We start from the raw sequence: 22725 nt of genomic DNA, 5'->3' as shown, positions 1-22725 counted from the left end.
ACTGCATTTGATGACCAAAGGACTTTGACATGGATCTTGCCAACTGGAGCGGCGTGCCACGCCCTGAAAGAATCACCCTCGAAGGTCGCTATGTGAGGATCGAACCGCTCGATCCGGCGCGCCACGGCGCGGAGCTGTTTGCCTCGGCACAGGCTCCCGGCGCCGAGGATCGCTTCCGCTATCTGTTCGAGGATGCGCCTGCCGATTATGCTGCCTTTTCTCCCTGGCTCGAAAAATCTGCCTCCAGCACGGATCCCCTGTTCTTTGCGGTGATCGACAAGCGGACAGGCCGTGCCGAAGGTCGCCAGGCCTTGATGCGCATCGATAGCACGCACGGCGTCATCGAGATCGGCAGCATCCTCTGGGGGCCGGCGATCGCCCGCAGCCGCGCGACCACCGAAACCCTCTATCTCTTTGCATCCTACGTCTTCGATACGCTCGGCTACCGCCGTTTCGAATGGAAGTGCAACAATCTCAATGAACCGTCAAAACGTGCCGCCGAACGCTTCGGCTTCACCTTCGAGGGCATTTTCCGTCAGCATATGGTCGCCAAGGGCCTGAACCGCGACACCGCCTGGTTCGCGATGATCGATGCCGATTGGCCGAGACTGAAGGCCGGATATGAGCGCTGGCTTAGCCCCGAGAATTTCGACGAAGTCGGGCAGCAGAAGAGCAAGCTGACGTTCGGCTAACCAGCCAGAGCCCCTCTGGCGTGGTGTTTCGATGCCAAAGGGATTTTCGGCAGCACACGACGCGTTCGGTTTCCTCTATGCAACCAAGAACGCGCTTCGCATCAGCTCGACAACATCCGAAACCATCGGCCCCGTCACCTGCGGTGGATTTGGTGCTTCGCAAAACTCCCGCCAGATGTAAAATGTCAGCTCGGCCCCATCCGTCTCCGGCTCGGCAGCAGGCCTGCCGAAGGAGGCGAGAGCTCGATAGCGCTCATCCTTCCAGAACAGGGTCTCAAGCCAATCATAGACCGGTATGATATGGAAATGGATCGGATGCCCCGGCGAATGACCGTAACGGCCGATATAGACACGCTTGGGACGAAGCAGGGTTTCGACTTCCCGCTGCGCCCTGGCAAGGAGAGGCCCAAGCGATACAAGCGCTCCGGTCGGCAGATCGTACAACGCGTTGGTTCCCGACTTGGAGCCGACCATCAGGTAACCCGGCAGGACCGTGTCAATGCGATGGTTCACGAGCCAATGTTCGGTCTCGTGAATTCTGAACTTGGAAGGAATATCCAATTCCGACACCTTTTCATTGCCGTCAGGGCAGCCTTCCCTAGAACAGTCGTTGGACGAGCCGGATTCCCGACGTGGAGCAACCGAGGATGGCGAACTCGATCGGTGTCAGCAATATAATGAAACAAAAACACTTCTGTTCCACTCAAGATTCCGCTTCCGTGGCCGCAATCATCACGGTACATATCGCCTATATTCGCGCCAACCCACCTGATGACGATCCGAGGATAGTGGCATGACATTTCAGAGCAGTTCGCGTCTCTACGCTGCTGTTTCATCCCTGTTGTGGCCGGCCATCTTTTGCGCCGGACTGACGGGTTCGTATTTCGCGTTCCATTCGCAGATGCATCTGCTGTGGTTCAATGTCGTCTATCTCTCGGTCGTTGCGACAATCGCGCTCTTCGAGCGGCTCATGCCCTATGAGGAGACTTGGCTCGATGCCGATGGCGAGACGTTCAACAACCTCGCGCATACGCTGCTGAGCAAGGGTGCCGTACAGATCGCGGCGGCCATCGGCACGTCATTTCCGATGGCGGTGGCAATCGTTGCGCAACCTTTCCTGAGCCACAAGGCAAATATCTGGCCGGATCAATTGCCGATGGCCTTGCAGGTCGTGCTGGGACTCGTCATCGCCGAATTCGGCCTCTATCTCGCCCATCGCTTGGCCCACGAGCACCTGTCGCTCTGGCGTTTCCATGCCTTGCATCACAGCGTCGAACGCCTATGGGTCATCAATACCGGGCGCTTTCATATCATCGACAGCCTGTTCAAGATCGCGCTCAGCCAGATCCCGCTCTATCTGCTCGGCGCGCCGCTGCCGGTCTTCCTGTGGATCGGCGCCGTCACGGCCTTTATCGGCCTTCTGACCCATTGCAACATCGATGTGCGCACCGGTCCGCTCGACTGGATCCTGTCGACTCCGCGCCTTCACCGTTGGCATCACTCCAAGCTGCTTGCCGAGGGCAACACCAACTACGGCGAGAACCTTGTCATCTGGGACCAGATCCTCGGCACCTATTATAATCCGCCCCGCCCCTCCTCCACCGACATCGGCATCACCGGCAAGGTCGCCGACAGTTTCCTCGCCCAGCTTGTGCAACCCTTTTCCAAGAAGGGCGCCAAGCAGATTATCGGCAAGAAGCCGAAGGAATTGCGGGACAAGGAAGAGCTGGCTGCAAAGGCGGCTGCCGCCCGCGAGCAGGCCAACGAACCGATCCGCAAATCCAGCTAGCCCCCCTCCGGTTCGTTGCACCAATCCGAATTTCCGGGTGGGAAAAATGTCGAACTCGCTCAGCAAAGGGCATCGGCTGCCACGAATCCCGGCCGGGCCAAAGCACGTAAATCCATTTCAATTCGAGTGGATATTGTCATTTAACGTGTATTGAAAAAGGCACCCGGGGGGGTTACCTAGGTCCACACAAATTATTCATGATGAAAGATTAGGAAAATCATTGAGATGGAAGGGAGGTTTACCACAGAATACCTCAAGCAACTCCATAGAATATTCTTTATTTCTAGAGAAATAGATAGGCTTGAGCGAGAATTCATTAAGCAAGGCATAGCACATTTTCATGTCTCCGGCGCCGGGCACGAGTCGACGGCGCTGCTCAACGAATTCCTCCATGACGACGACTGGCTGCATCTGCACTATCGCGACAAGGCCCTGATGCTGGCGCGCGGCATGCCCATTCGTGAGTTCTTCTCGAGCCTGCTCGCCACAGCCAATTCCCATTCCGCCGGCCGGCAGATGAGTGCGCATCTATCCTCACGCGCGCTCAACATCACCTCCATCGTCGGCCCGGTCGGCAACAATGCGCTGCATGCGGTTGGTGTCGCCGCATCGCTGAAATACAAGCCCGGCATGCCGATCGCCATCTGCTGCGTCGGCGACGGTACGACCCAGCAGGGCGAGTTCCTCGAGGCCGTGGCAGAAGCGGTTCGCAGCCAGTATCCGATTGTCTTCATCGTCGAGGACAACAGTTTCTCCATCTCGACACGGACCAGCAAGCAGACCTTCTTCGATCTGCCCGATGGCCCCGCATCCTCCTTCTACGGCATCGACATCATCCGCACTGACGGCGACGATCTGCCGGCCTCGCGAGAGGCCTTCCGCAAGGCCGTTCGCCACAGCCGCAACAACCGTACGCCGAGCATCGTGCTTCTCAATCTCGAGCGCCTGTCCGACCATACCAATGCCGACGACCAGAAGACCTATCGCACCCTATTGGAAATCGAATCGGGCTCTTCTCGCGATCCACTTCCAAACTTGCGGGCGATGCTTCAAAAAGCGGGCGTCAGCGCTGATGCGCTCGAGAAGATCGAACAGGAACTGACAGCCGAAGTGCAGGCGGAAGCCGCACTCGCCCGCAAGGAAGATGCACCCGAGGTCGAGCCGGACGCAAAAGCCCCATACCCTGCCTCCTTCGCCAAAACGGCGGAGTATCGCGGTCTCGAGCGCGAAGCAACGCTGACCATGCGCGAGGCGCTGAACGGCGTGCTCGACAGGCAATTGGCCGCCAATCCCGAAGTCGTGCTGTTCGGCCAGGATATCGAAGATCCCAAGGGCGATGTCTTCGGCGTCACCCGCGGCCTCAGCACCAAATATCCCGAGCGCGTTCGCAACGCAGCACTCACCGAATCCACCATCGTCGGCACCGCCGTCGGCCGGGCGCTCGCCGGGCAACGGCCAGTCGCCTTCCTGCAATTCGCCGATTTCCTGCCGCTCGCCTATAACCAGATCGTCTCGGAAATGGGCAGCATGTACTGGCGCACCAAGGGCGCCTGGGAATCTCCCGTGATCCTGATGGTGAGCTGCGGCGGCTACAAGCCCGGCCTCGGGCCATTCCACGCGCAGAGCTTCGAAAGCATGCTGGCCCATACGCCCGGCATCGATGTCGTCATGCCCTCCAGTGCCGGCGATGCCGCCGGCCTGCTGAATGCCGCGTTCGAATCGAGGCGCCCCACCGTTTTCCTCTATCCGAAAGCGGTGCTCAACAATTCCGACGGCCGCACCTCGACCGATCTCGACAAGCATTTCGTCCGTCCGGGCCTGTCGCGCTACGCTGCCCGCGGCCGCGACCTGACACTGGTCAGCTACGGCAACACGGTGTCTCTCTGTGCCAACGCCGCCAAGGCCTTCGAAGCGCAGGGCTTTTCCGTCGAGGTGATCGACCTCCGCTCCATCTCGCCGTGGGATGAAAGGGAAGTGTTGGCAAGCGCCAAGCGCACGAGACGGCTGATCGTCGTGCATGAAGACAACCGCACTGTCGGCATGGGCGCCGAGATCGTCGCCACCGTCACCGAAAAGGCCGACGTTCCCGTCGTCGTCCGCAGGCTTGCCCGCTCGGACGCGCATGTTCCCTTCAATTTCCGCAACCAGCTCGAAATGCTGCCGTCCTACAGCAAGCTCGTCGACCTGATGGCCGAGGTTCTCGAATGCGAGGTCACCTGGCACGAAGAGGATGATAGCGGCCCGACCGCCGCCATCAAGGCAATCGGCTCCGGTCCCGCCGACGAGAACGTGTTGATCACCGATCTCCTGGTCAAGCCGGGCGACACGATCGAGGTCGGTCAGCTCGTGGCCGTCGTCGAGGCGACGAAGGCCTCGGTGGAAATCTGTGCCAATATCGGCGGAGTCGTGCTCGAGGTCTTCGCAAGGATCGGTGACCAGATCGCCACCGACAGCACGCTTCTGACTGTTGACGCCAACCGGGATACGAGCGAACAGAACTTCGCTCTCGCCTCGGAGACGCAAAACAAATTCGTGCTGCGCCGCCTGAAATCGCACTCCATTCCGGCACTGCGCCGTCATTCCGGCAGTTTCTCGGAAATAGCCGTCAGCGGCATCGGCTTTGCGACCGGCGCCCGCCGGGTCGCCAACGAAGACATCATCCATCATTGGCCGAACCGGCGCGCCGACGAAATCTTTGCACTGACCGGCATCAAGAGCCGGTTCTGGGTCGGTCCGGGAGAAGGCACGTTGAGCCTTGCGACAGCGGCCGTGCGCGATCTGCTGCGCCAGACCCAGATGTCGATCCACGACATCGATCTGGTCATCGCCGCGACGGGCACCCCCGATATCGCCACGCCGTCGCTTGCAAGCCGCGTCGCCGTTGCGGTCGCCGAAGATGGCGTGCGGCCGTCCCTTGCAGCCTACGATATGGGCGCCGCCTGTTCCGGCTATCTCTACGCGCTGCAGCAGGCCTACGATTTCATCGCGCAGCAGAATGACGCGAAGGTGCTGATCGTCACCTCGGAAGTGCTGTCTCCGCTGCTCGACATGAAGGATTTCTCCACCGCCATCCTGTTCGGCGACGCCGCCACCGCCAGCCTCGTGACCACCCGCGACATGGCGCGCAGCCCGCTATTTGCGGCGAGCCGTCCGACCATCAGCGGCCGCCCGGAACCGGGCGATCTTCTCTTCGTCCCTCTGCCGGATGAAGGCGTCATCGCCATGAACGGCCGCGCGGTCTTCACCGAGGCGGTGCACTCCATGTCCCGCTCGATCGAGGACGCTTGTGTCGACGCCGGCATTGAACTCGCCAATCTCGATCTGCTGGTGCCGCATCAGGCCAACCAGCGCATCATCGATACCATCGCCAAGCGCAGCGGCCGCCCGGCACTGAGCGTCATCGAGAACTACGGCAATACCAGCTCTTCGAGCATCCCGCTTGCCATGCTTCACGTCGCCAACGAACGGCCCGAGCCACTCAATCTCGGCCTCGTCGCTTTCGGCGGCGGCATGACATCGGGCGCGGCAATCGTGCGCACGATAAAATAGTCATCGCAGCAGCGGTTGCTGCCATTGCAGCCATCGCCGCCGAACAGGCAATCGCCGAACGCGAAGTCATGGCCAAGCAGGTGCGCGAGTCCGCCAACGTCGGCTCGACCCGTGCTGTCCAGCAGCATGAGACGGAGGCTCGCGCGACAACCGGATCGTCGCGCAGGAAAGCACCATTGCGGTCGCCAGCAAGAGTCGCGAGGAGTCGGAAGCCAGGCGAAAGCCGAAGCCGTACGCGCACTCGCCACCGCCTGCTCAAGGAAGCCGGCTTCGATGGTGACAATGCCATCTCGGCGCCGCCTGGCAATCTGGGCGGTAAAACCGCTACCACGCAGTCAAGCGATGATAATAACGAAGATACCGAAGCGGCGGATAAGCCAGCTTAACGGCTGCGCCTGACCGACCAAAAGCAAAACCCCGGAATCCGCAGTGGATTCCGGGGTTTTTCGTAGAATTCACAAGCCAGGCTGGATTATGCCCTTGGGCGATTTCTCAACGCCTCTGCCTCGGCATAGAACTTTTTTTCCCATTCCTTGTGGTTGTCGAGACCTTCCTTGATGAACGGCGTGAAGATCGCCAGGTTCATCAAGGCCCAGTTGACAAAGCGGGCCGGGAATTTCAGCGGCTTGACGAAATCGACGAAGAGCACCACGCGGGTCTTGTCGGTGTGGTTCCAGGCTTCATGCTCGTAGGCGTCGTCAAAGATCAGCGCCTTGCCTTCCTGCCAATGGCAAATCTGCTTGTCGACGCGAATGGCGAGCTGGTCCTGTGGTTCTGGCACGATGAGGCCGAGATGCAGGCGCAACACGCCGTTATAGGGGCCGCGATGCGCGGGAAGATGCTTGCCGGGCTCGAAGATGGAGAACATGGCGGTCGTCAGCCCAGGGATTTTCTGTACCGCCGCCCAGGTGTTCGGGCATGCCTTGATGTTTTGCTCGGATTTCACGCCGAAACCGAGAAGGAAGAAGGTCTTCCAGCGGGTATCGGTCGAGATGGTCTTCACATCGGTGGAGATGTCCTGGAATGTCGGCAGCTCGCTCTGGCGCAGCAGCACCTTTTCGAGCTCCGCGCGGATCGCCGGATAATCCTTCTCGATCTCGGCCGCCCAGGGGAAGGTCGCGCTGTTGTAGACCGGCGGATTGCCGAGCTTGGCATATTTCAGATTGAGGCCTTCGGCCCAGGCAACGATGCCCATGAAAAAACGTGTCAGGGCGCTCGGGCGGTCCATCGGCGCGATGCCGGTTGTGCCAAAGGTTTGTTCCGGAGCATGAGATTCGGTGGAAGTGGGAGCAGGTGCGCTCAAGGGGCTCTCCGTCATGTCTGTCTTTAGGGCGGTCAGGGAGGAAGGCTGCCTCAGGGGGAATCTGCACGGAAATTCCGGGGGAGCAACAGGTTCGACGCTTTCAATGCTCGCCCGCCCGTTCCTGATTGACGCCGGACTCCTCTGTTATGCGATGATCATAATAAGCGTTTATATGAGTTGATTAGTCGAATTTCGCAAGAGAGTCCGTTCACAACGAGCGGTGATTTGTCGTGGATTGAATCTCCGGTGATTTCTCGAAGAAATTCACCCCAGAATTGGCAAAAATACGGCACGACAGACTTGAGCCATCCGCCTAGATGGTTTGAGCCTGAATTATTAGCCGGACAACGGCAAATCCGGCAATCAGGGCCCCTAGCGACAGAAAAACGGACAGGCCGACATAAGCCACGAAGGGCATCCATTGGCCGCGCTCCCAAAGCACGACGCTCTCCAGCGCAAACGTTGAAAACGTCGTGAACCCGCCCAGAATGCCTGTTGTCAGAAAAAGCCGAAGCTCCTGCGACACTCCGCCACGGAAGGCGAAATATTCCGTCAGCACCCCCATGATGAATGCGCCGACGACATTGATGATAAGCGTACCGAACGGAAATTCGCCCCCGAACAGACGAGCAGCAAGCTCGTTGACGCCGAGACGGAAAGCGCCACCCAATCCGGCGCCAAGAAAAACGACAAGATAGATCACGACAATCTCCCGCTATGGTTAAGCGCCGATATTCACGTCCACGACATTGCCGATCAAAACATCTTGATCATCAGCTTCGCAATGCTCGAGACAATCGCAAAGCGACCTTATTGAATGTCCCGCTCCTGTTGTAGCGGCGGCGGGGCCTGATTGTTTTTGCGATCATCTTCACTGCGTCCATTCATGGCGATGTCGCGAATATGGCGAAGAGGGATACCGGAGGGAATGTGGCCGGAGGCCGCGCTCTTTGCGATGCCGAGACGCTGCGACAAATAGATGCTGGTATGGCCGCTGCAGATGTAGGCAAGAAAACAGGCGACGGCGAGATAGACCGTATGCGTGGCGCCGAAGAGCTCGATGCCCATGATCATGCAGGCGAGCGGCGTGTTGGTGGCCCCGGCAAAGACGGCGACGAAACCCAGACCTGCAAAGAGATCAGCAGGCGCGCCGAGGATCGCCGCAAGCGCATTGCCGAGTGCGGCACCGATAAAGAACAGCGGCGTCACTTCCCCGCCCTTGAAGCCGGCGCTGAGGGTGACGATCGTGAAAACTGCCTTCCAGAACCAGCTCCAGTAATCGACATCAGCCGGATCGAAGAAGCCGAGGATCGTCGCGTCGGCAGGATTGGGCGACCAGACGCCAAGCCCGAGATATTCCCGGGTGCCAAGCAGATAGACGAGACCGATCAGCACCGCGCTGGCGATGACAGGCCGCAGCGGCGCGTAAGCACAGAGCCTCTTGAAGGCCGCAGACGCTATATGCGAGATCTCGCTGAAGCAGCGCGCCATCAGGCCGAAGAGCACGCCGGCGACGCCGACTTTGACAAGCAGCAGCGCATCGAGATGGAACGTGCTCGCCGGAGTGCCTGAGAGATAGCCGATATGGTACTGGATATGCTCGATGCCCCAGGCATGGCAGGTCCAATCGGCTGTTATCGCGGCCGCAAGGCTCGGGATCAGCGCTTCATACTGCATGCGCCCGATCGTCAGCACCTCAAGCGCAAAGACCGCGCCCGCGATCGGCGTCCCGAAGACCGCGCCAAAGCCTGCAGCTATGCCCGCCATGAGGAGTATGCGGATCTCGGCATGACTGAGGCGGAAAACCCTCGCGAAGGCGCTCGCAATGCTGCCGCCGAGCTGCACCGCCGTTCCCTCGCGCCCCGCCGAGCCACCAACCAAATGCGTCAGAACAGTCGACACGAGAATGAAGGGCGCCATGCGCAGCGGCACGCCGCCGCCAGGCTCATGGATCTGATCGACGATCAGGTTGTTGCCGCCTTCCGCGCCGCGGCCGAAGCGCTGATAGACCAACACCATCAGGAAACCGGCAACGGGCATCAGGAAGATCAGCCAGGGATGTTCGAAACGCCCCGCCGTTGCCCTATCCAGGCTCCACAGAAACAGTGCGCAGAGCGAACCGACGGCTACCGCCATCGGCACGACAAGCGCTACCCATTTGAACAGGCCGCGAAATTGCTGAAAACGATATTGAAAGAACAGAGATGCGGACATCATTTCGCCCCTCCCGCAGCACCGAAATTGGCTCTGTCGGGGACAATGGATATGAAATCTGAAAGAGATAACGGCAATAAAAAAGACATGACTCTACTCCCTCGCCTTTCGAGGCGCTTTGAGTAGGAGTCATCAGCTTCCCTGGAAAATTCAAGGCAGCGGTTCGGCCACCATGGCCCGGCAGAAATCCATTACCGTTGGATTTTTCATACAGACAGGAAAGCGCCTCTGTCAATCCGGGCGCCCGCCAACTCTATTTCCATCAATCGGCCTTGGCGATCATTTCGATCGGCGCAATCAGGCCGCTTCCGACCGACATGCCGACATTGCCCACGCGCTCCGCCGCCCTCGGCCCCATCAGTGCGCCGAGGCTCAGCGTCTGACCGCCAACGGCAGCGCTGGCACGCATCTCCTGCGCCATCCGGATCGCCAGAGCGCTGCGGTCCTGCTCGGATTCCACGGTGAAGCCGGCCTCTTTGAGCAGTTGACGATAGGTTTCGGGGCTGCGGACGAAGCTCGTTTCCGGCGTCATCGCCCAGGGCATCGGATAGGGCAGCGCGCCGTCGCGCATCTGCATGACTTCGTAGAGACCAAACCGGCCGCCGGGCTTCAGCACACGCCGCGCCTCGGCAAACAGACGCGCCTTGTCCTCGATGTTCATGCCGACATGGATCAGCGTCGCTCGGTCGAAGCTTTGGTCGGCAAAGGGAAGCGCCAGAGCGCTCGCCTGCCGAAACGACACCTGCGCGGCCATGCCGCAACGCTCGGTCAGGACATTGGCGACCTTGACGAATTCATCGGTCAGATCGACGCCGGTGACCGCGCAGCCATAGGTGCTGGCGATATAGCGCGCCGGCCCGCCAAGCCCTGATCCGATGTCGATGAGCCGCAGGCCATCACTCACGTCGAGGTCCCGAGCAAACTCCCGCGTGGCTTCGCGCCGCCCGAGATGGAATTCATCGATCCCAGCAAGGTCGTCGATGCTGAGATGATCGATATCCTTACCGCCCGCGGTAAGTGCCGCAAGGAGCGTCTCCTCCAGTGATCCATGCGTATAGTGGCTAGCAACCTTTTCTTCGGTGGACATAACACCTCCTCCCACAACCTCGTATCCGGAGCTTTCATGGAGGAATGCTGCGCCTGCCTCCGTATCCCGTCAAGCAATTGCGATAATATGGGTGGACCTTAATGAAGCGGCCGCCCGAAGGCGGCCGTTTGAATGTCGAGATGAAGCCGAGACGGCGTCAAACCTTCAGTTCGCGCCGCTCCGTCTCCGTCACCATGGCGAGATCCAGCACGCGCTGCAAGTTGGCAGCGTGGCGGAAGCTCGGGTCCTGGCTGCTGCCGGTCATAACAGCCTCGGCGAAGCGCTGATAGTTGGTCAACACCGGCGGCACCTCGATGACCCTCCACGTCGCCGTTTCGGTGTCATCGCCAAGGCAGCCGCGCAGTTCGGAACCATTCGGGCTATGAGACACCTCAAGGCCGCCGCGCTCGCCATAGATACGCAGCTTCAGCTCGTTCAGATGTCCTGTCGCCCAACGACTCGCATGCACCACACCGAGCGCACCGTTGGCAAAATCGACCGACATCGAAAAGCTGTCGTTCGCATCCAGCGTATACTCGCCGATGCGCTCGTCCGGCGCCTTGTTGAAGGTCTTCAGCCGGGCGAAGACATGATCGATATCGGTCGCCGCGCCATAGGCGGCGAAATCGAGAATATGGATGCCGATATCGCCAAGAACGCCGTTGGAGCCATGACCGGTGGACAGCCTCCAGAGCCACTTGGATTCGCTGCGCCAATCGCCCCATGCCCTGGAGACGAGCCAGCTCTGCAGATAGGATGCTTCCACATGCTTCACTGTGCCGATCTCGCCCGAGATCACCATCTCGCGCGCCTTCTGCAGTTGCGCGACATTGCGATAGGTCAGGTTGACCATGTTGACGACGCCTGCCCTTTCGGCCGCCTCCGTCATCTCAAGCGCTTTTTCATAGTTCTCCGCGAGCGGCTTCTCGCAAAGAACGTGCTTGCCGGCGGCAAGCAGCGGCAGGGTCGTCGGATGATGGGCCTTGTCGGGCGTGACGTTGGTCACCGCATCGAATTCATTCCAGGCCAGCGCCTCGTCCAGCGACGAGAAGCGGTTCCTGATATCGAACGTATCGCAAAAGGCTGTGAGCCTCGTCGCATCCGTATCGACGGCGCCGACGATCTCGACGCCGGGAATACGGGCGAAATGCTCCACATGGTTCTTCGCCATGCCGCCCGTGCCAACTACTATGAGACGCATATTATACCTCAGCGATAACCGGCTTCGCCGGCTTGGTGCAGTCTTGGGCCACGCTCGACGATCGGCTCCAGCGCCTTTTCGACCGGCACATTCGGCGCATCGTGGATGCTCGCCTGCGTGCCGAGCGGATTATGGGCCCATTTCACGGAGTTGATCAGCACCTTGTGGACGGTGTCGTTGTGATAGGTCGGGTAAGTCTCGTGGCCGGGGCGGAAATAGAAGATATTGCCCGCGCCACGGCGCCAGGTCATGCCGGAACGGAAGACTTCGCCGCCCTGGAACCAGGAGATGAACACCGTTTCCAGCGGCTCGGGAACGGAGAACTGCTCGCCGTACATTTCCTCGTTTTCGAGCTCGAAATGCTCGCCAAGTCCGGCGGCGATCGAGTGACGCGGATTGATGACCCAGAGACGTTCGCGCTCGCCGGCCTCGCGCCACTTCAGCGCGCAGGGCGTGCCCATAAGCCGCTTGAACACTTTCGAGAAATGACCGGAATGCAGGACGATGAGACCCATGCCTTCCCAGACGCGCCTGGCTACGCGCTCGACGATCTCGTCCTTGACGGCGCCGTGGTCCTTGTGGCCCCACCAAAGCAGGACATCGGTATCCTTCAGCCGGGCCTCGCTGAGGCCATGCTCCGGCTCCTGCAACGTTGCAGTAGTCGCCTCGATACCGGCATCGGCATTCAGCGCCTTGGCGATCGTCGTATGCATGCCTTCCGGATAGATCTCGGCGACGACCTTGTTAGTTTGCTCATGGATGTTCTCGCCCCAAACGACGGCACGAATAGTCATTACGGCACTCCTCTTATACCATTGAAATTGAACAGGTTATGCGGTCCAAAGCGCTTTGGAAAAGCGCCGCTTTTCGAGCCTCCAGCAGCCATCCTGCGCAAGACATAATGCGTCCCCGATGATTTGACAAAGGCAAAAACGGCCATGGATAACACCTGCTTTTTCAGTGCGACACGGATTTTGAAAAGAGATTGACGACAAGGACGCCGGCGATGATCAGCACCAGGCCGACGATGGCGGCAAGATCGAGTTTCTGGCGGAAAAACACCAGCCCAACGGCTGAAATCAACACGATGCCGAGCCCACTCCAGATGGCGTAGGCAATGCCCACCGGAATGACCCGCAGCGTTACCGAAAGACAATAGAAGGCGGCGGTGTAGCAGACTACCAGCACGGCCGTCGGGCCGAAGCGGGTGAACTGCTGCGACATCTGCAATGCCGTCGTACCGATCACTTCCAGCACGATCGCAACCAGCAGCATTGCATAGACCGATGCATTCGCCATTCCGTCTTCTCCGATGTTCCTAAAGTTGCGTGAGCTCGATCAGCCGCTCGACCAACCTGTGGCGGGCGCTCTCGTCCATGTCCTGACTGCCGAGCAAGTCCGCCAGCCAGATCCCGTCGGTCGCCAGCCTGACGATTGCCGCATCCACTGAGGAGTCCGTTCCGACATATTCCTCGCTGCGCTCGCGCACCCAGTCATGCCAGCGCTGGCGCAATTGCGGCTCGCTGAGCAGCACCATCGTCACCTGCGCCCAATCTTTCGTTCCCTGCGGCTGGTCGCGCAGCGAAAGGCAGGCGTGGAGATAGCCGCGAGTAAAGCGTCCGTGCGGCAGTGGATCGGCGCGCATCGCCTCCTCTATCGCCGCATCCAGCCGCTCGATCAGGCTGTCGAACAGGGCTTCGAGGAGCATGTTCTTGCTGGGAAAATGATGCAGCAATCCGCCCTTGCTGACACCCGACGCACCGGAAACGGCGTCCAACGTCACCGCCGTCATCCCCTTTTCCGAGGCAAGCCGCGCGGCCACCTCCAGCAATTGCCGGCGGACGAACAGAGGCTGCTTTTTCCTATGGTGCGCAGTGGACATGGCGGCATAACATACCAATTAGACGGTTTCGTCAACGAACTATTCGGCAACCCTAAAATTCATGAATTCCAGACATCATCCGGGCCATTCTCTCCTCAATTCACGCAATGATGCGCGACATCATTCTCATCGAAGATCGACACCTTTGCCGCATCGACGGCAAATGCAATCGGCGAACCGGCAATGACGGTGGTCATGCCCGGATCCGTGCCGATGATCTTCGAACCGTCCTTGAGCCGAACATGAACGAGCGAGCGGTCGCCCAGGCGCTCTACCGTCTCGACGTGACCGGCAATGCTACCTTTTTCCGCTGCCGTGACCACCAGATGCTCCGGGCGGATGCCGAGCGTCAAAGCAGAGCCTCCGATACCGTTGAGCGGCACCGCCGTGTTGATGACCGAGCCATCCGGCAAAGTCGCAGTTGCAAGGCCGCCTGCTTCGCCGACGCTAGCCATGGTAATAAAGTTCATTCCGGGAGAGCCGACGAACTGCGCGACATAGCGGGTTGCCGGGCGCGTATAGATCTCGACAGGCGTGGCCACCTGTTCGATCTTCTTGTTGTTGAGCAGCACGATACGGTCGGCAAGCGTCATCGCCTCCACCTGGTCGTGCGTCACGAACACCATGGTCGCTCCCAGCCGTTCATGCAGCTGCGCCAGCTCGACGCGCGTGCGGGTCCGCAGGCCGGCGTCGAGATTGGACAGCGGCTCGTCAAACAGGAAGACATCGGGCTCGCGCACGATGGCGCGACCGATCGCTACGCGCTGGCGCTGGCCCCCCGACAGCGCCGAAGGCTTGCGATCCAGAAGATGCGGCATCTCTAGAATCTTCGCCGCAGCCTCGATGCGTCGTTCGATCTCGGCCTTCGGCGTTTTGATGTTGCGCAGGCCGAAGGACATATTGTCGCGAACGGTCATATGCGGATAGAGCGCGTAGGATTGGAATACCATCGATACGCCGCGCTCGCCAGGCGGCAGCTGATCGACCCGCCGCCCGCCGATCCAGATCTCACCGCTGGTGATCGACTCCAGGCCCGCGATCATCCGCAGCAACGTCGACTTGCCGCAGCCGGAGCCGCCGAGGAACACGACGAACTCCCCGCGCTCGATCGTCAGATCGATGTCGTTGAGAACCTGCACGGCACCAAAATGCTTGGTGAGGGACTTGATGTTAATTCCTGCCACTTTCTCCTCCTGCGGAAAACTTGAATTTTGCCAGATCTGCCATTCATCCCGTCCCGGCCCTTCGGATTATTGCCGAGGGGACGGGACTTTCCGCATTGGTTTATTTGACCGCACCGACAGCCACGCCCCGTGTGAGCGTACGCTGGAAAATCAGGAAGAAGATCACCGTGGGCGTGATGCCGAGCAAGGAGGCCGCCGCAATCGCTGTTGGTTCCTGCGTATTCGATCCCGACAGCACGCCCATGGCGACGGAGACCGTCTGGTTGTTGTTGGAGACCAGGAACACCAGGGGGATCAGAAACTCGTTCCAGGTCCAGATGAAGAAGAAGGTCGCGAGCACGGCGAGCGTGGGCCGCATCACGGGGACGATCACCAACCAAAGGATTTGCCAGCGGCTCGCATTGTCGATCTGCGCTGCTTCGATGATCTCGCGCGGAAACGTCGCCATGACCGATGAGAGAAGAAAGGTGCCGAAAGCGGTATGCAGGACGCCGAGGATCAGGATCACCGAGAGCATCGAGTCGAACAGCCCAACCTGCTTTGCCATGTAGTAAAGCGGATAAACCAGCGCTTCCTGCGGCGCCATGATGGCGATCAGCAAGAGAACCAGCAAGGCCTGCCCGCCACGCACCCGCCCGATGCCGATGGCATAGGCGTTGAGCAGGCTGAGGACGACAGCCAGTATGGCTGTGCATCCACTGATAAGGATGCTGTTGAAGAGCTTCCGGGGGAAATCGACTGTCGCCCAGAAGTTCTTGAGCGCCGTCAGGTCGAAGCTCTGCGGGAAGGCGAGCGGACCATTGGCGGCATAATCCGAAGGCGTCTTGATGGCGTTGAAAGCCGCCAGGAAGAACGGAAACAACGTTCCGGCCAGGAAGACGAGCAGGATAGCCAGAACGATCCAGCGGCCAACTCCCTTTCCTTGGCGATGATGCACCGAAGCAACCGAGTTAGAGAGCGAAGACGTAGCTGTCATATTAGTGCCCTCCCTCGGACTGTTTCGATTGCATGCGCAGGAACACGATGCCGAGCACGATGGTCACGATTGTCTGTAGCGTCGCGATCGATGCGGCATAACCGACGCGGTTCGTTGTGAAGAAATGATAGTAGGAAAGATAAGACGGAACCGTCGTTGCATTGTCCGGGCCGCCTGATGTCAGGACATAGATTGGCGCAAAAACCTTGAGGGCCGCGATCAGCGTCGTGAGAGCGACCACGAAAATCTCGGGCATGAGCATGGGAATGGTGATAGAGCGGAAGCGACCGAACCAGCTCGCATTGTCGAGCTCGGCGGCTTCGTAAAGCGACGGATCGACGCGCGCCAATCCGGACATGAAGACGACAAGGCAATAGCCGACCTGAACCCAGACGATGACGGCTGAAACCGCCCAAAGGGCATAGTTTGCATCCCCCAGCCAGTTCTTCGCCATGAAATCAAGGCCGATCGCCCTCAGCACCGCGTTGATGATGCCGATGGGATTGAGGATCCATCCCCATAGAATACCAACCGCGGTCAGCGGCAGGATTTGCGGCAGGTAGAAGCCGGCGCGAAAGAAACTCGACCATGTCTCGCTGAACTGTGCACTGATATAGTCGAACAACACTGCCGCCAGCACCAGCCCCAGAAGAATGGGCACGATCGTCATCGAGATGATGAACAGCAGCGTATGCTGGATCGAGCCCCAGAAGGCGGCATCCTGGAGTAGCCTCTGATAGTTCTCAAAACCAACATAGCGAGGCGGGATGACGCCGCCCTTCCATGTCGTGAAGCTGATCGCGAAATTGGCAATAAGCGGAATGAGCACCACTACCGCAAACCCCAGCATGCCGGGGATCATGTAGAAATAGTACCCCGCTTTGCCGGCGCTCCTCGAATTCTCCATCGAATTCCTCCAGTCCGATACGGCGAGGCGGCATGAAAGCCGTCCCGCCGTTGTGATTGTCGCCGATGGTGTTATTGGGCCGCCTGCACGTCGTCATAGGCCTTCTTCAGGCGTACAACGAATTGATCAGGCGTGGTCGAGCCATTGACCAGGCCGGTCGTCGCCTGGATCAGCAGTTCGTAATAGCCAGGCACCGGCCAGTCCGGGTAGAAGCCGAGGCCACCCTTGCCGGAGATCTGGTTGAAGAGTTCGACGTTGCGCTTGCCGACTTCGTCGGTGACCGAGGCCGGATCGGCGGCAATGGCAACGCCACCGAGATTGGCCTGCATGTTCTGGTTTTCCTTGCGCAGGACGAGATCAATGAACTCGTACGAGAGATCCTTGTTCTTGGCGCTCTTGGGCACCATGAACAGGTTGCCGGTCGAACCCACGCTGTACTTCGGGGTCGGGAAGATGAACTGACTCCACTTGAAGTTCTTGATCGAACTCGCGAAGTTGCCGTTGTTCCAGGTGCCGCTGACAAACATCGGAGCTGTGCCCGATGAGAAGAGATTGTCGGCGCCGCCGGTACCCTTCAGGCCGGTCGAATCCTTCGAAATATAACCCTTGCTCACCCAGTCGGCGATCTTCTCAGCGGCAAACAGGAAGGGCTTGGTATCAAGCGGTGCCTTGAGCCCCTGATAGTTCTTGACCCAGGTGTCGTCAGCCTGCGTCAGTGCAAGCGTATAGACCAGATGCTGTGCGTTGGAATCCACCGTACCATAGGCAAGCGGTGTAATGCCCTTCTTCTTGAAAGTGTCCAATGCAGCTTCGAACTCGTCCAGCGTGGTCGGCACTTTCACGCCGTTAGCCTGGAACATGTCGATATTGTAGAAAACCGAAACGAATTCGCCATAAACGGGAATGCCGATAATTGGGCCCGAACCGTAGATTCCGTTCCCATCGTATTTGCTGAGCTGGCTATTGGTTTCGTTGAGGATCTTATCCCAGCCTCGCGACTTGAATTGATCGTCGAGTGGCGTCAGCAGACCTTGCGAGGCGACGAGGCCAGCCGTGGCATTGCCCTTGTTGTACTCCAGAACATCAGGTGCCTGATCCGAGTTGAGGATGAGGCTGCCTGCCTTCTGCAATTGCTCGAAAGTCTTCTGTTCGAAATTGATCGTAACGTCGGGATGCTTTGCTTTCAGTTCTTCCAGCGCCTTGGTCCATGCCTTGGCCTGCGAAGTATCCGGCAGTTCGAACCACCAGACGTTAAATGTCTTGTTCTGCGCTTGCGCCACACCGGCGGCAAGCAGAAGCGACATGCCGGCGGAGATCGCCAGCTTCGAAAAAATATTCATACATTCTCCTCCACCATGCGAACCTTGACGGTATCTGTCCGATGACATGGCCCGCGCTGCCATCGGCGTTTTCCTCTCACCTGCGCCAAGCGCCCGCCTGTCCCATGGGACAAGGTGCGGACGCTCGACAGTTCCTCCGTTGGGTATCCCGTCATGCCCTAAGCGTCGATCACTCAGGGCATTTCATTAACGCACAACTTGCTTCCTAAATCGATGCAGTTTTGCGGATGCATGCATTACTCGATGAAGTCCCCACCCCGGCTTGCCTTGAGATAGTTCAGGCCATGAACCTGGCCAGTCATTTCGAGCGCATCGCGATAGACCGGGTCATGCCAGCCCTCAATGTCGATGGAGCCGGACCAGCCGGCCAAGCGCAGCTCGGAAATGATGTCGGTCCAGTTGCTGTCACCAAAGCCCGGCGTGCGCATGAAGACGAACTGCTCCTTGCCGAAGATGCCGTGCTCCTTGATGACATCCCAGCGGATCGTCGCATCCTTGCCGTGGACGTGGAAAATCTTTTTGGCCCACTTGCGGATCTGCGGCAGCGGCTCGATCAGATAGACCATCTGATGGCACGGCTCCCATTCCAACCCGATATTGTCGTCCGGAGTCTCGTTGAACATCAGTTCCCAGGCATCGGGATTATGCGCGATGTTCCAATCGCCGGTCGCCCAGTTGCCGTCCATGGCGCAGTTCTCGAAGGCAATCCTGATGCCCTTGTCGGCGGCCCGCTTGGCAAGCTCGCTCCACACCTGCTTGTAGCGCGGCAGGCTGTCAGTGAGCGGCTTGTTGCGGATGCGCCCGGTAAAACCGGCAACGCAGGTCGCGCCGAAATGGTGGGCGTTGTCGATGCAGTCCTTCCAGCCCTGCAGCGTCTGCAGGTCCATCTCGCGCTCTTCAAGCGGATTGCCGAACATGCCGAGGGTCGAGATGGTGATGTCGCGGCCGCCGATGGCGTCGAGGCAGCGCTTGCCGAGCTCGCCGAGCTTCTGGCCGTTGGTCGTCTGCCAGAAGAAGGGTTCGAAGCTCTCGAAACCGAGATCGGCGATCTTGGCAATGCCCTGGGCGGCATCCTCGTTCGTCGCCCTGATCATCGTGCCGATGCGGATGGCCTTTGCCGGATTAGTCATGATGTCACTGTCCTTGTGCTGAAATGTCGACGCGCCGGCCCGTCTTGGCGCTCTCGATAGCGCCGAGAACCATGGCGAGGCTGCGGATGTTGTCGCGGCTTTCGGTTTCGGGCGGCTTGCCCGTCTTTATCGCCTCGATGAAGGAGGCGATGACGCTGGCATGACCATGCGTCTCCTCCTCATGCTTCGGGCCGGGAACCTCGATTGGGGTGAAGCCATGCAGCAGCCCCGGCTCATGGCCGGCAATGGTGGCCTCGAAATCCTCCTCGCCATCCCAGGTCAGCATGCCCTTGCTGCCGGTCAGCCGCCACTGGCTTTCCCAGCTCGTGCGCCGTCCCTCAGCGCACCAGGAGCCCCGATAGCTGAAGACGACATCGTCGGAAAAGTCGAAGAGCGCATGAGCCGATGCACCATGCTTGTACCAGGAGCCCACAGGGTTCTTCTCGAGGCAATAGACCGAGACCGGCACTTTGCCGGAAACGAAACGGGCGGCATCGAAGGTATGGATCGCCATGTCGAGCAGCAGTACATTGTCCATCTCCTCGCGGAAGCCGCCGAAATGCGGGCCGAGGAAGAAATCGCAATGAATACCCGTGAGTTCGCCGATTGCTCCCTCTTCCACGAAGCGCCGCAAGCGGCGAATGCCCGAGATGAAACGGCGGTTCTGGATGATGGCATGGACCTTGCCCGCCTTAGCGGCAAGATCGATCAGCGCCGCACCCTCGGCGAGCGACGTCGCCATCGGCTTTTCGCTGAGCACGTGGCAACCGGCCTTCAGCGCCGTCGAAACCACGCCGAAACGCGCGGCCGGAATGACGACGTCGAAAACCAGGTCGGCCTTGGTCGCGGCGATGACCTCGGCCAGATCCGAGCCGATCACAGCATTGTCGAGGGAAAACTCCTTGGCCAGATTCTCCGCGGTCGACCGGTTGAGATCAACCAGGCCCACGATCTGAATGGATTGGGCAAGCGATGGCGTCGAGGCGATGGCTTTAAGCCAGCCCTTGGACATAGCTCCGCACCCGCACAAAATGGCATTAAATTTCACGATATCCTCCAGCGGCCGGTGTCGAACCCCTCATGACACGCGCTCCGTAAACGTTTACGATACTATGCGAAAAGATTTTCCTGTGTCAATAGAGGAGGACAACGGAAAATGGCGCATGGAGGAAAACCGCAGCCGATGAAGGGAATTCGTCAGCTTGCCGACCATCTCGATATCTCGATCGGCACAGTATCACGCGCGTTGAACGGCAAGCCAGATGTCAACGAGGAGACCCGCAAGCGCGTACTCGCCGCCGCCGAACAGCTGGGCTATGTGGCCAACCAATCGGGGCGCAGCCTGCGGCAAGGCACGACAAACGTCATCGGCTTGATGATCCAATCCAGCAGGGAAACGGTTGAAAACAGCGACAACTTCTTTCTGACCGTGACGGGCGGGCTGCAGAGCGTGTTCTCGCGCCACAACCTCGATCTGATCATGCTCCCCTGCCCGAACGATGAAGATCCCTACGAGTATCTTAAGCGCATGGTAGCGAGACGCGTCGTCGATGCGATGATCATTTCGGAGACGCAGCGCATCGACAAGCGCTTTGATCTGCTCGCCAAAGCGAAGATCCCTTTCGCAGCACTTGGCCGCAGCCTCTCGGGCGCGCAGCATCCCTGGGCCGACCTTGATTTTGACGGCGTCGCCAATTGCGCGGTCGACCGGCTCGTCGCGCATGGGCACCGCCGCATTGCCATCAGCACTCCCGCCAGCGACATCAACCTCGGCTTCGTCTTCGTGGAGGGTTATCGTCGCGCGCTGGAGCGGCACGGCATCTCCTACGACCCGGCGCTGGTCATCCGGGCCAAATCGAGCGAACAGGGCGGCTATCAGGTCGCCGACGAACTGCTTCGCCTCGACGACAGGCCGACGGCCGTGATCCTGATCTACGAATTGATGGCCATCGGCCTCTATAGGCGGATGATGGAGACCGGCATCATTCCGGGGCGCGATATTGCCGTCGTGGGCTTTCGCGAGGCGCCGCGCGCCAAGTTCCTGCAACCGCCGCTCACCTGCTTTCGCACATCCCTGCACGATCTCGGTGTCGAACTGGCCGAGATCCTGCTCTCCAGCATGCCCGCCTACAGCCACATCTACCCCAAGACGAGGCGCCAGACGATATGGCCGCTCGAACTCGTTCCCGGGGAAAGCGATGCTTTTCAACGGACGAGCATCAAATAAAGCAGCGCTGAAACGCCGCACCGGCCCTGCCGACGGTTGCGGCACCCTCTGTCAGTTGCCATGTAGGACATCGCAAACAGGGATCATGGCTTGAGCGAAGAAACCATCACACTTTACGAGGCGATCGGCGGCGATCGGACCGTGCGGGCGCTGACGGTGCGCTTCTACGAGCTGATGGACACGCTGCCGGAAGCGGCCAACTGCCGCGCCGTCCATCCGCCGAGCCTCGAAGGCTCTCAGGAAAAATTCTACGAATATCTGACCGGCTATCTTGGCGGGCCGCAGCTCTACATCGAGAAGCGCGGCCATCCGCGCCTGCGCAGCCGGCATTTCGTCGCCGCCATCGGCCCCAGGGAGCGCGACGAGTGGCTGCTGTGCTTCCGCCGCGCCATGGACGAGACCATCGACAACGAGAAGCTGAGAGCGATCATCTGGGAGCCGATCGAGCGGCTGGCTTTCCACATGCAGAACCGGGAATGAGGAAGACATGAGCATTGACGCCATAATCCGTCCAGCTACCCTGTTTGTCGCCGGTATCCTCGGCGGCGGCGGCGTTGCGCTCGCAGCGGCGGCTACCCACGGCGGCGATACGCATTTTCTCGGCGCCGCCTCCACCATGTGCCTCGCCCACGCCCCTGCCCTGCTGGCGCTTTACGCCGGCTATGACCGCATTCGTACGGCACCGCTCGCCGCCCTGCTGCTGGGACTTGGAACGCTGATCTTCGCCGGCGATCTGATCAGCCGCCACTTCGGCGGCAGCTCACTGTTTCCCCTGGCCGCTCCGACGGGAGGATTCGGCATGATTTCGGGCTGGGCGGCGATAGCGCTGGGCGCCTTCTTCAGGATGGGCCGGGCAAAAGCATGAACGGGCAGCGCAAATTACCGCTAGCATGGGCAAGCTAAGCTACGCCCTCTCAAATCCCGGAAACCACAGTGAAGCCTTCGAATTGCGGCGGGCCCCAATAGAGCCTCTTGTTTTCACCCGCGCTGCGGTGTGCCAGACGGAAGTTTTCGGATTTCGTCCAGTTGAGGAAATCCTCTTCGCTGCGCCAGGTGGTGTGCGACGAAAACAGCGTGTAGCCCTCATCCATATTCGTCTTGCCACGCAGGAGACGAAACTCGAGAAAGCCGAGCACTTCGGACAGTTGCGAATCCCGCTCCCGCCACACCGTTTCGAAATCGCTCTCCAAACCGATGACGACTTTGAAGCGGTTCATGGCGATGTACATGGCAACCTCGTTGGA

Annotated in this window: 22 protein-coding genes, 1 pseudogene and 1 riboswitch; of the genes and pseudogenes, 7 read left to right on the top strand and 16 right to left on the bottom strand. The window is 59.6% G+C overall.

What is annotated here, in order from left to right; translation table 11 throughout:
* Positions 1–29: 29 nt before the first annotated feature.
* Positions 30–692, top strand: a complete 663-nt coding sequence (locus tag FHT28_RS02640) for a GNAT family protein (protein WP_047562480.1) — start codon at positions 30–32, stop codon at positions 690–692.
* Positions 693–767: 75 nt separating this feature from the next.
* Here FHT28_RS02640 and FHT28_RS02635 read toward each other — a convergent pair whose 3' ends face one another.
* Positions 768–1253 (bottom strand): HIT family protein, encoded by a 486-nt coding sequence (locus FHT28_RS02635; RefSeq protein WP_168595492.1) that lies wholly within the window; start codon positions 1251–1253, stop codon positions 768–770.
* Positions 1254–1485: 232 nt separating this feature from the next.
* Here FHT28_RS02635 and FHT28_RS02630 point away from each other — a divergent pair, with 232 nt between their 5' ends.
* The 3 genes and pseudogenes from FHT28_RS02630 to FHT28_RS36015 form a co-directional block, all read left to right on the top strand.
* Complete coding sequence (locus tag FHT28_RS02630; protein WP_168595491.1) at positions 1486–2481, top strand: sterol desaturase family protein; 996 nt, start codon at positions 1486–1488, stop codon at positions 2479–2481.
* Between the two features lie 225 nt (positions 2482–2706).
* Positions 2707–6030 (top strand): thiamine pyrophosphate-dependent enzyme, encoded by a 3324-nt coding sequence (locus tag FHT28_RS02625; RefSeq protein WP_168595490.1) that lies wholly within the window; start codon positions 2707–2709, stop codon positions 6028–6030.
* 26 nt (positions 6031–6056) lie between these two features.
* Positions 6057–6282 (top strand): annotated as a pseudogene (locus FHT28_RS36015) (flotillin family protein); the annotation flags it as partial.
* Between the two features lie 220 nt (positions 6283–6502).
* On the opposite strand, the gene FHT28_RS02615 reads toward FHT28_RS36015, so the two are convergent.
* The 14 genes from FHT28_RS02615 to FHT28_RS02550 all read right to left on the bottom strand — a co-directional run bounded on the left by FHT28_RS02615 (position 6503) and on the right by FHT28_RS02550 (position 20302).
* The gene (locus FHT28_RS02615; protein ID WP_080760682.1) at positions 6503–7348 is read right to left on the bottom strand and encodes an aspartyl/asparaginyl beta-hydroxylase domain-containing protein; all 846 of its coding nucleotides are present in this window, start codon (positions 7346–7348) and stop codon (positions 6503–6505) included.
* A gap of 298 nt (positions 7349–7646) precedes the next feature.
* Entirely contained in the window at positions 7647–8036 is a 390-nt protein-coding gene (gene crcB / locus FHT28_RS02610; RefSeq protein ID WP_113118467.1) for a fluoride efflux transporter CrcB, read from the bottom strand.
* Between the two features lie 107 nt (positions 8037–8143).
* The gene (locus FHT28_RS02605; protein WP_168595602.1) at positions 8144–9547 is read right to left on the bottom strand and encodes a voltage-gated chloride channel family protein; all 1404 of its coding nucleotides are present in this window, start codon (positions 9545–9547) and stop codon (positions 8144–8146) included.
* 116 nt (positions 9548–9663) lie between these two features.
* A riboswitch (Fluoride riboswitch) is annotated at positions 9664–9752 on the bottom strand.
* A 57-nt stretch (positions 9753–9809) separates the two neighbouring features.
* The gene (locus FHT28_RS02600; RefSeq protein WP_047562469.1) at positions 9810–10634 is read right to left on the bottom strand and encodes a class I SAM-dependent methyltransferase; all 825 of its coding nucleotides are present in this window, start codon (positions 10632–10634) and stop codon (positions 9810–9812) included.
* Between the two features lie 157 nt (positions 10635–10791).
* Positions 10792–11835 (bottom strand): Gfo/Idh/MocA family oxidoreductase, encoded by a 1044-nt coding sequence (locus tag FHT28_RS02595; RefSeq protein WP_037195072.1) that lies wholly within the window; start codon positions 11833–11835, stop codon positions 10792–10794.
* Between the two features lie 8 nt (positions 11836–11843).
* The gene (locus FHT28_RS02590) at positions 11844–12629 is read right to left on the bottom strand and encodes a ThuA domain-containing protein (protein WP_168595489.1); all 786 of its coding nucleotides are present in this window, start codon (positions 12627–12629) and stop codon (positions 11844–11846) included.
* A gap of 163 nt (positions 12630–12792) precedes the next feature.
* A complete protein-coding gene (locus FHT28_RS02585) occupies positions 12793–13134 on the bottom strand; it encodes an SMR family transporter (RefSeq protein ID WP_037195076.1) in 342 nt (113 codons plus the stop codon).
* Positions 13135–13153: 19 nt separating this feature from the next.
* Positions 13154–13717 carry a TetR/AcrR family transcriptional regulator gene (locus FHT28_RS02580; RefSeq protein ID WP_037195079.1) on the bottom strand — a complete coding sequence of 188 codons (564 nt, stop codon included), beginning with the start codon at positions 13715–13717 and terminating at the stop codon, positions 13154–13156.
* A 95-nt stretch (positions 13718–13812) separates the two neighbouring features.
* Positions 13813–14901, bottom strand: coding sequence for a sn-glycerol-3-phosphate ABC transporter ATP-binding protein UgpC (gene ugpC, locus FHT28_RS02575; RefSeq protein ID WP_037195081.1), 1089 nt, complete (start codon positions 14899–14901; stop codon positions 13813–13815).
* A 100-nt stretch (positions 14902–15001) separates the two neighbouring features.
* Positions 15002–15877 carry a carbohydrate ABC transporter permease gene (locus tag FHT28_RS02570; RefSeq protein WP_080760681.1) on the bottom strand — a complete coding sequence of 292 codons (876 nt, stop codon included), beginning with the start codon at positions 15875–15877 and terminating at the stop codon, positions 15002–15004.
* Between the two features lies 1 nt (position 15878).
* Positions 15879–16784 carry a sugar ABC transporter permease gene (locus FHT28_RS02565; protein ID WP_037195084.1) on the bottom strand — a complete coding sequence of 302 codons (906 nt, stop codon included), beginning with the start codon at positions 16782–16784 and terminating at the stop codon, positions 15879–15881.
* 71 nt (positions 16785–16855) lie between these two features.
* A complete protein-coding gene (locus FHT28_RS02560) occupies positions 16856–18124 on the bottom strand; it encodes an extracellular solute-binding protein (protein WP_168595488.1) in 1269 nt (422 codons plus the stop codon).
* Positions 18125–18360: 236 nt separating this feature from the next.
* The gene (locus FHT28_RS02555; protein ID WP_113118465.1) at positions 18361–19254 is read right to left on the bottom strand and encodes a sugar phosphate isomerase/epimerase; all 894 of its coding nucleotides are present in this window, start codon (positions 19252–19254) and stop codon (positions 18361–18363) included.
* 4 nt (positions 19255–19258) lie between these two features.
* Positions 19259–20302 (bottom strand): Gfo/Idh/MocA family oxidoreductase, encoded by a 1044-nt coding sequence (locus FHT28_RS02550; protein ID WP_047562461.1) that lies wholly within the window; start codon positions 20300–20302, stop codon positions 19259–19261.
* A 135-nt stretch (positions 20303–20437) separates the two neighbouring features.
* On the opposite strand from FHT28_RS02550, the gene FHT28_RS02545 reads away from it, so the two are divergent.
* The 3 genes from FHT28_RS02545 to FHT28_RS02535 all read left to right on the top strand — a co-directional run bounded on the left by FHT28_RS02545 (position 20438) and on the right by FHT28_RS02535 (position 22346).
* Complete coding sequence (locus FHT28_RS02545; RefSeq protein WP_113118464.1) at positions 20438–21481, top strand: substrate-binding domain-containing protein; 1044 nt, start codon at positions 20438–20440, stop codon at positions 21479–21481.
* A 90-nt stretch (positions 21482–21571) separates the two neighbouring features.
* A complete protein-coding gene (locus FHT28_RS02540; protein WP_168595487.1) occupies positions 21572–21961 on the top strand; it encodes a group II truncated hemoglobin in 390 nt (129 codons plus the stop codon).
* Between the two features lie 7 nt (positions 21962–21968).
* Positions 21969–22346 carry a DUF423 domain-containing protein gene (locus FHT28_RS02535; RefSeq protein WP_092573290.1) on the top strand — a complete coding sequence of 126 codons (378 nt, stop codon included), beginning with the start codon at positions 21969–21971 and terminating at the stop codon, positions 22344–22346.
* A 49-nt stretch (positions 22347–22395) separates the two neighbouring features.
* On the opposite strand, the gene FHT28_RS02530 is transcribed toward FHT28_RS02535, so the two are convergent.
* A complete protein-coding gene (locus tag FHT28_RS02530; protein ID WP_037195102.1) occupies positions 22396–22710 on the bottom strand; it encodes an antibiotic biosynthesis monooxygenase in 315 nt (104 codons plus the stop codon).
* Positions 22711–22725 lie beyond the last annotated feature (15 nt).

It is taken from the genome of Rhizobium sp. SG570 (genome assembly GCF_012275345.1).
Classification (GTDB): Bacteria; Pseudomonadota; Alphaproteobacteria; order Rhizobiales; family Rhizobiaceae; genus Rhizobium; species Rhizobium lusitanum.
The sequence above is the reverse complement of the archived record's forward strand: the minus strand, read 5'-3'. Positions and strand labels throughout refer to the sequence as shown.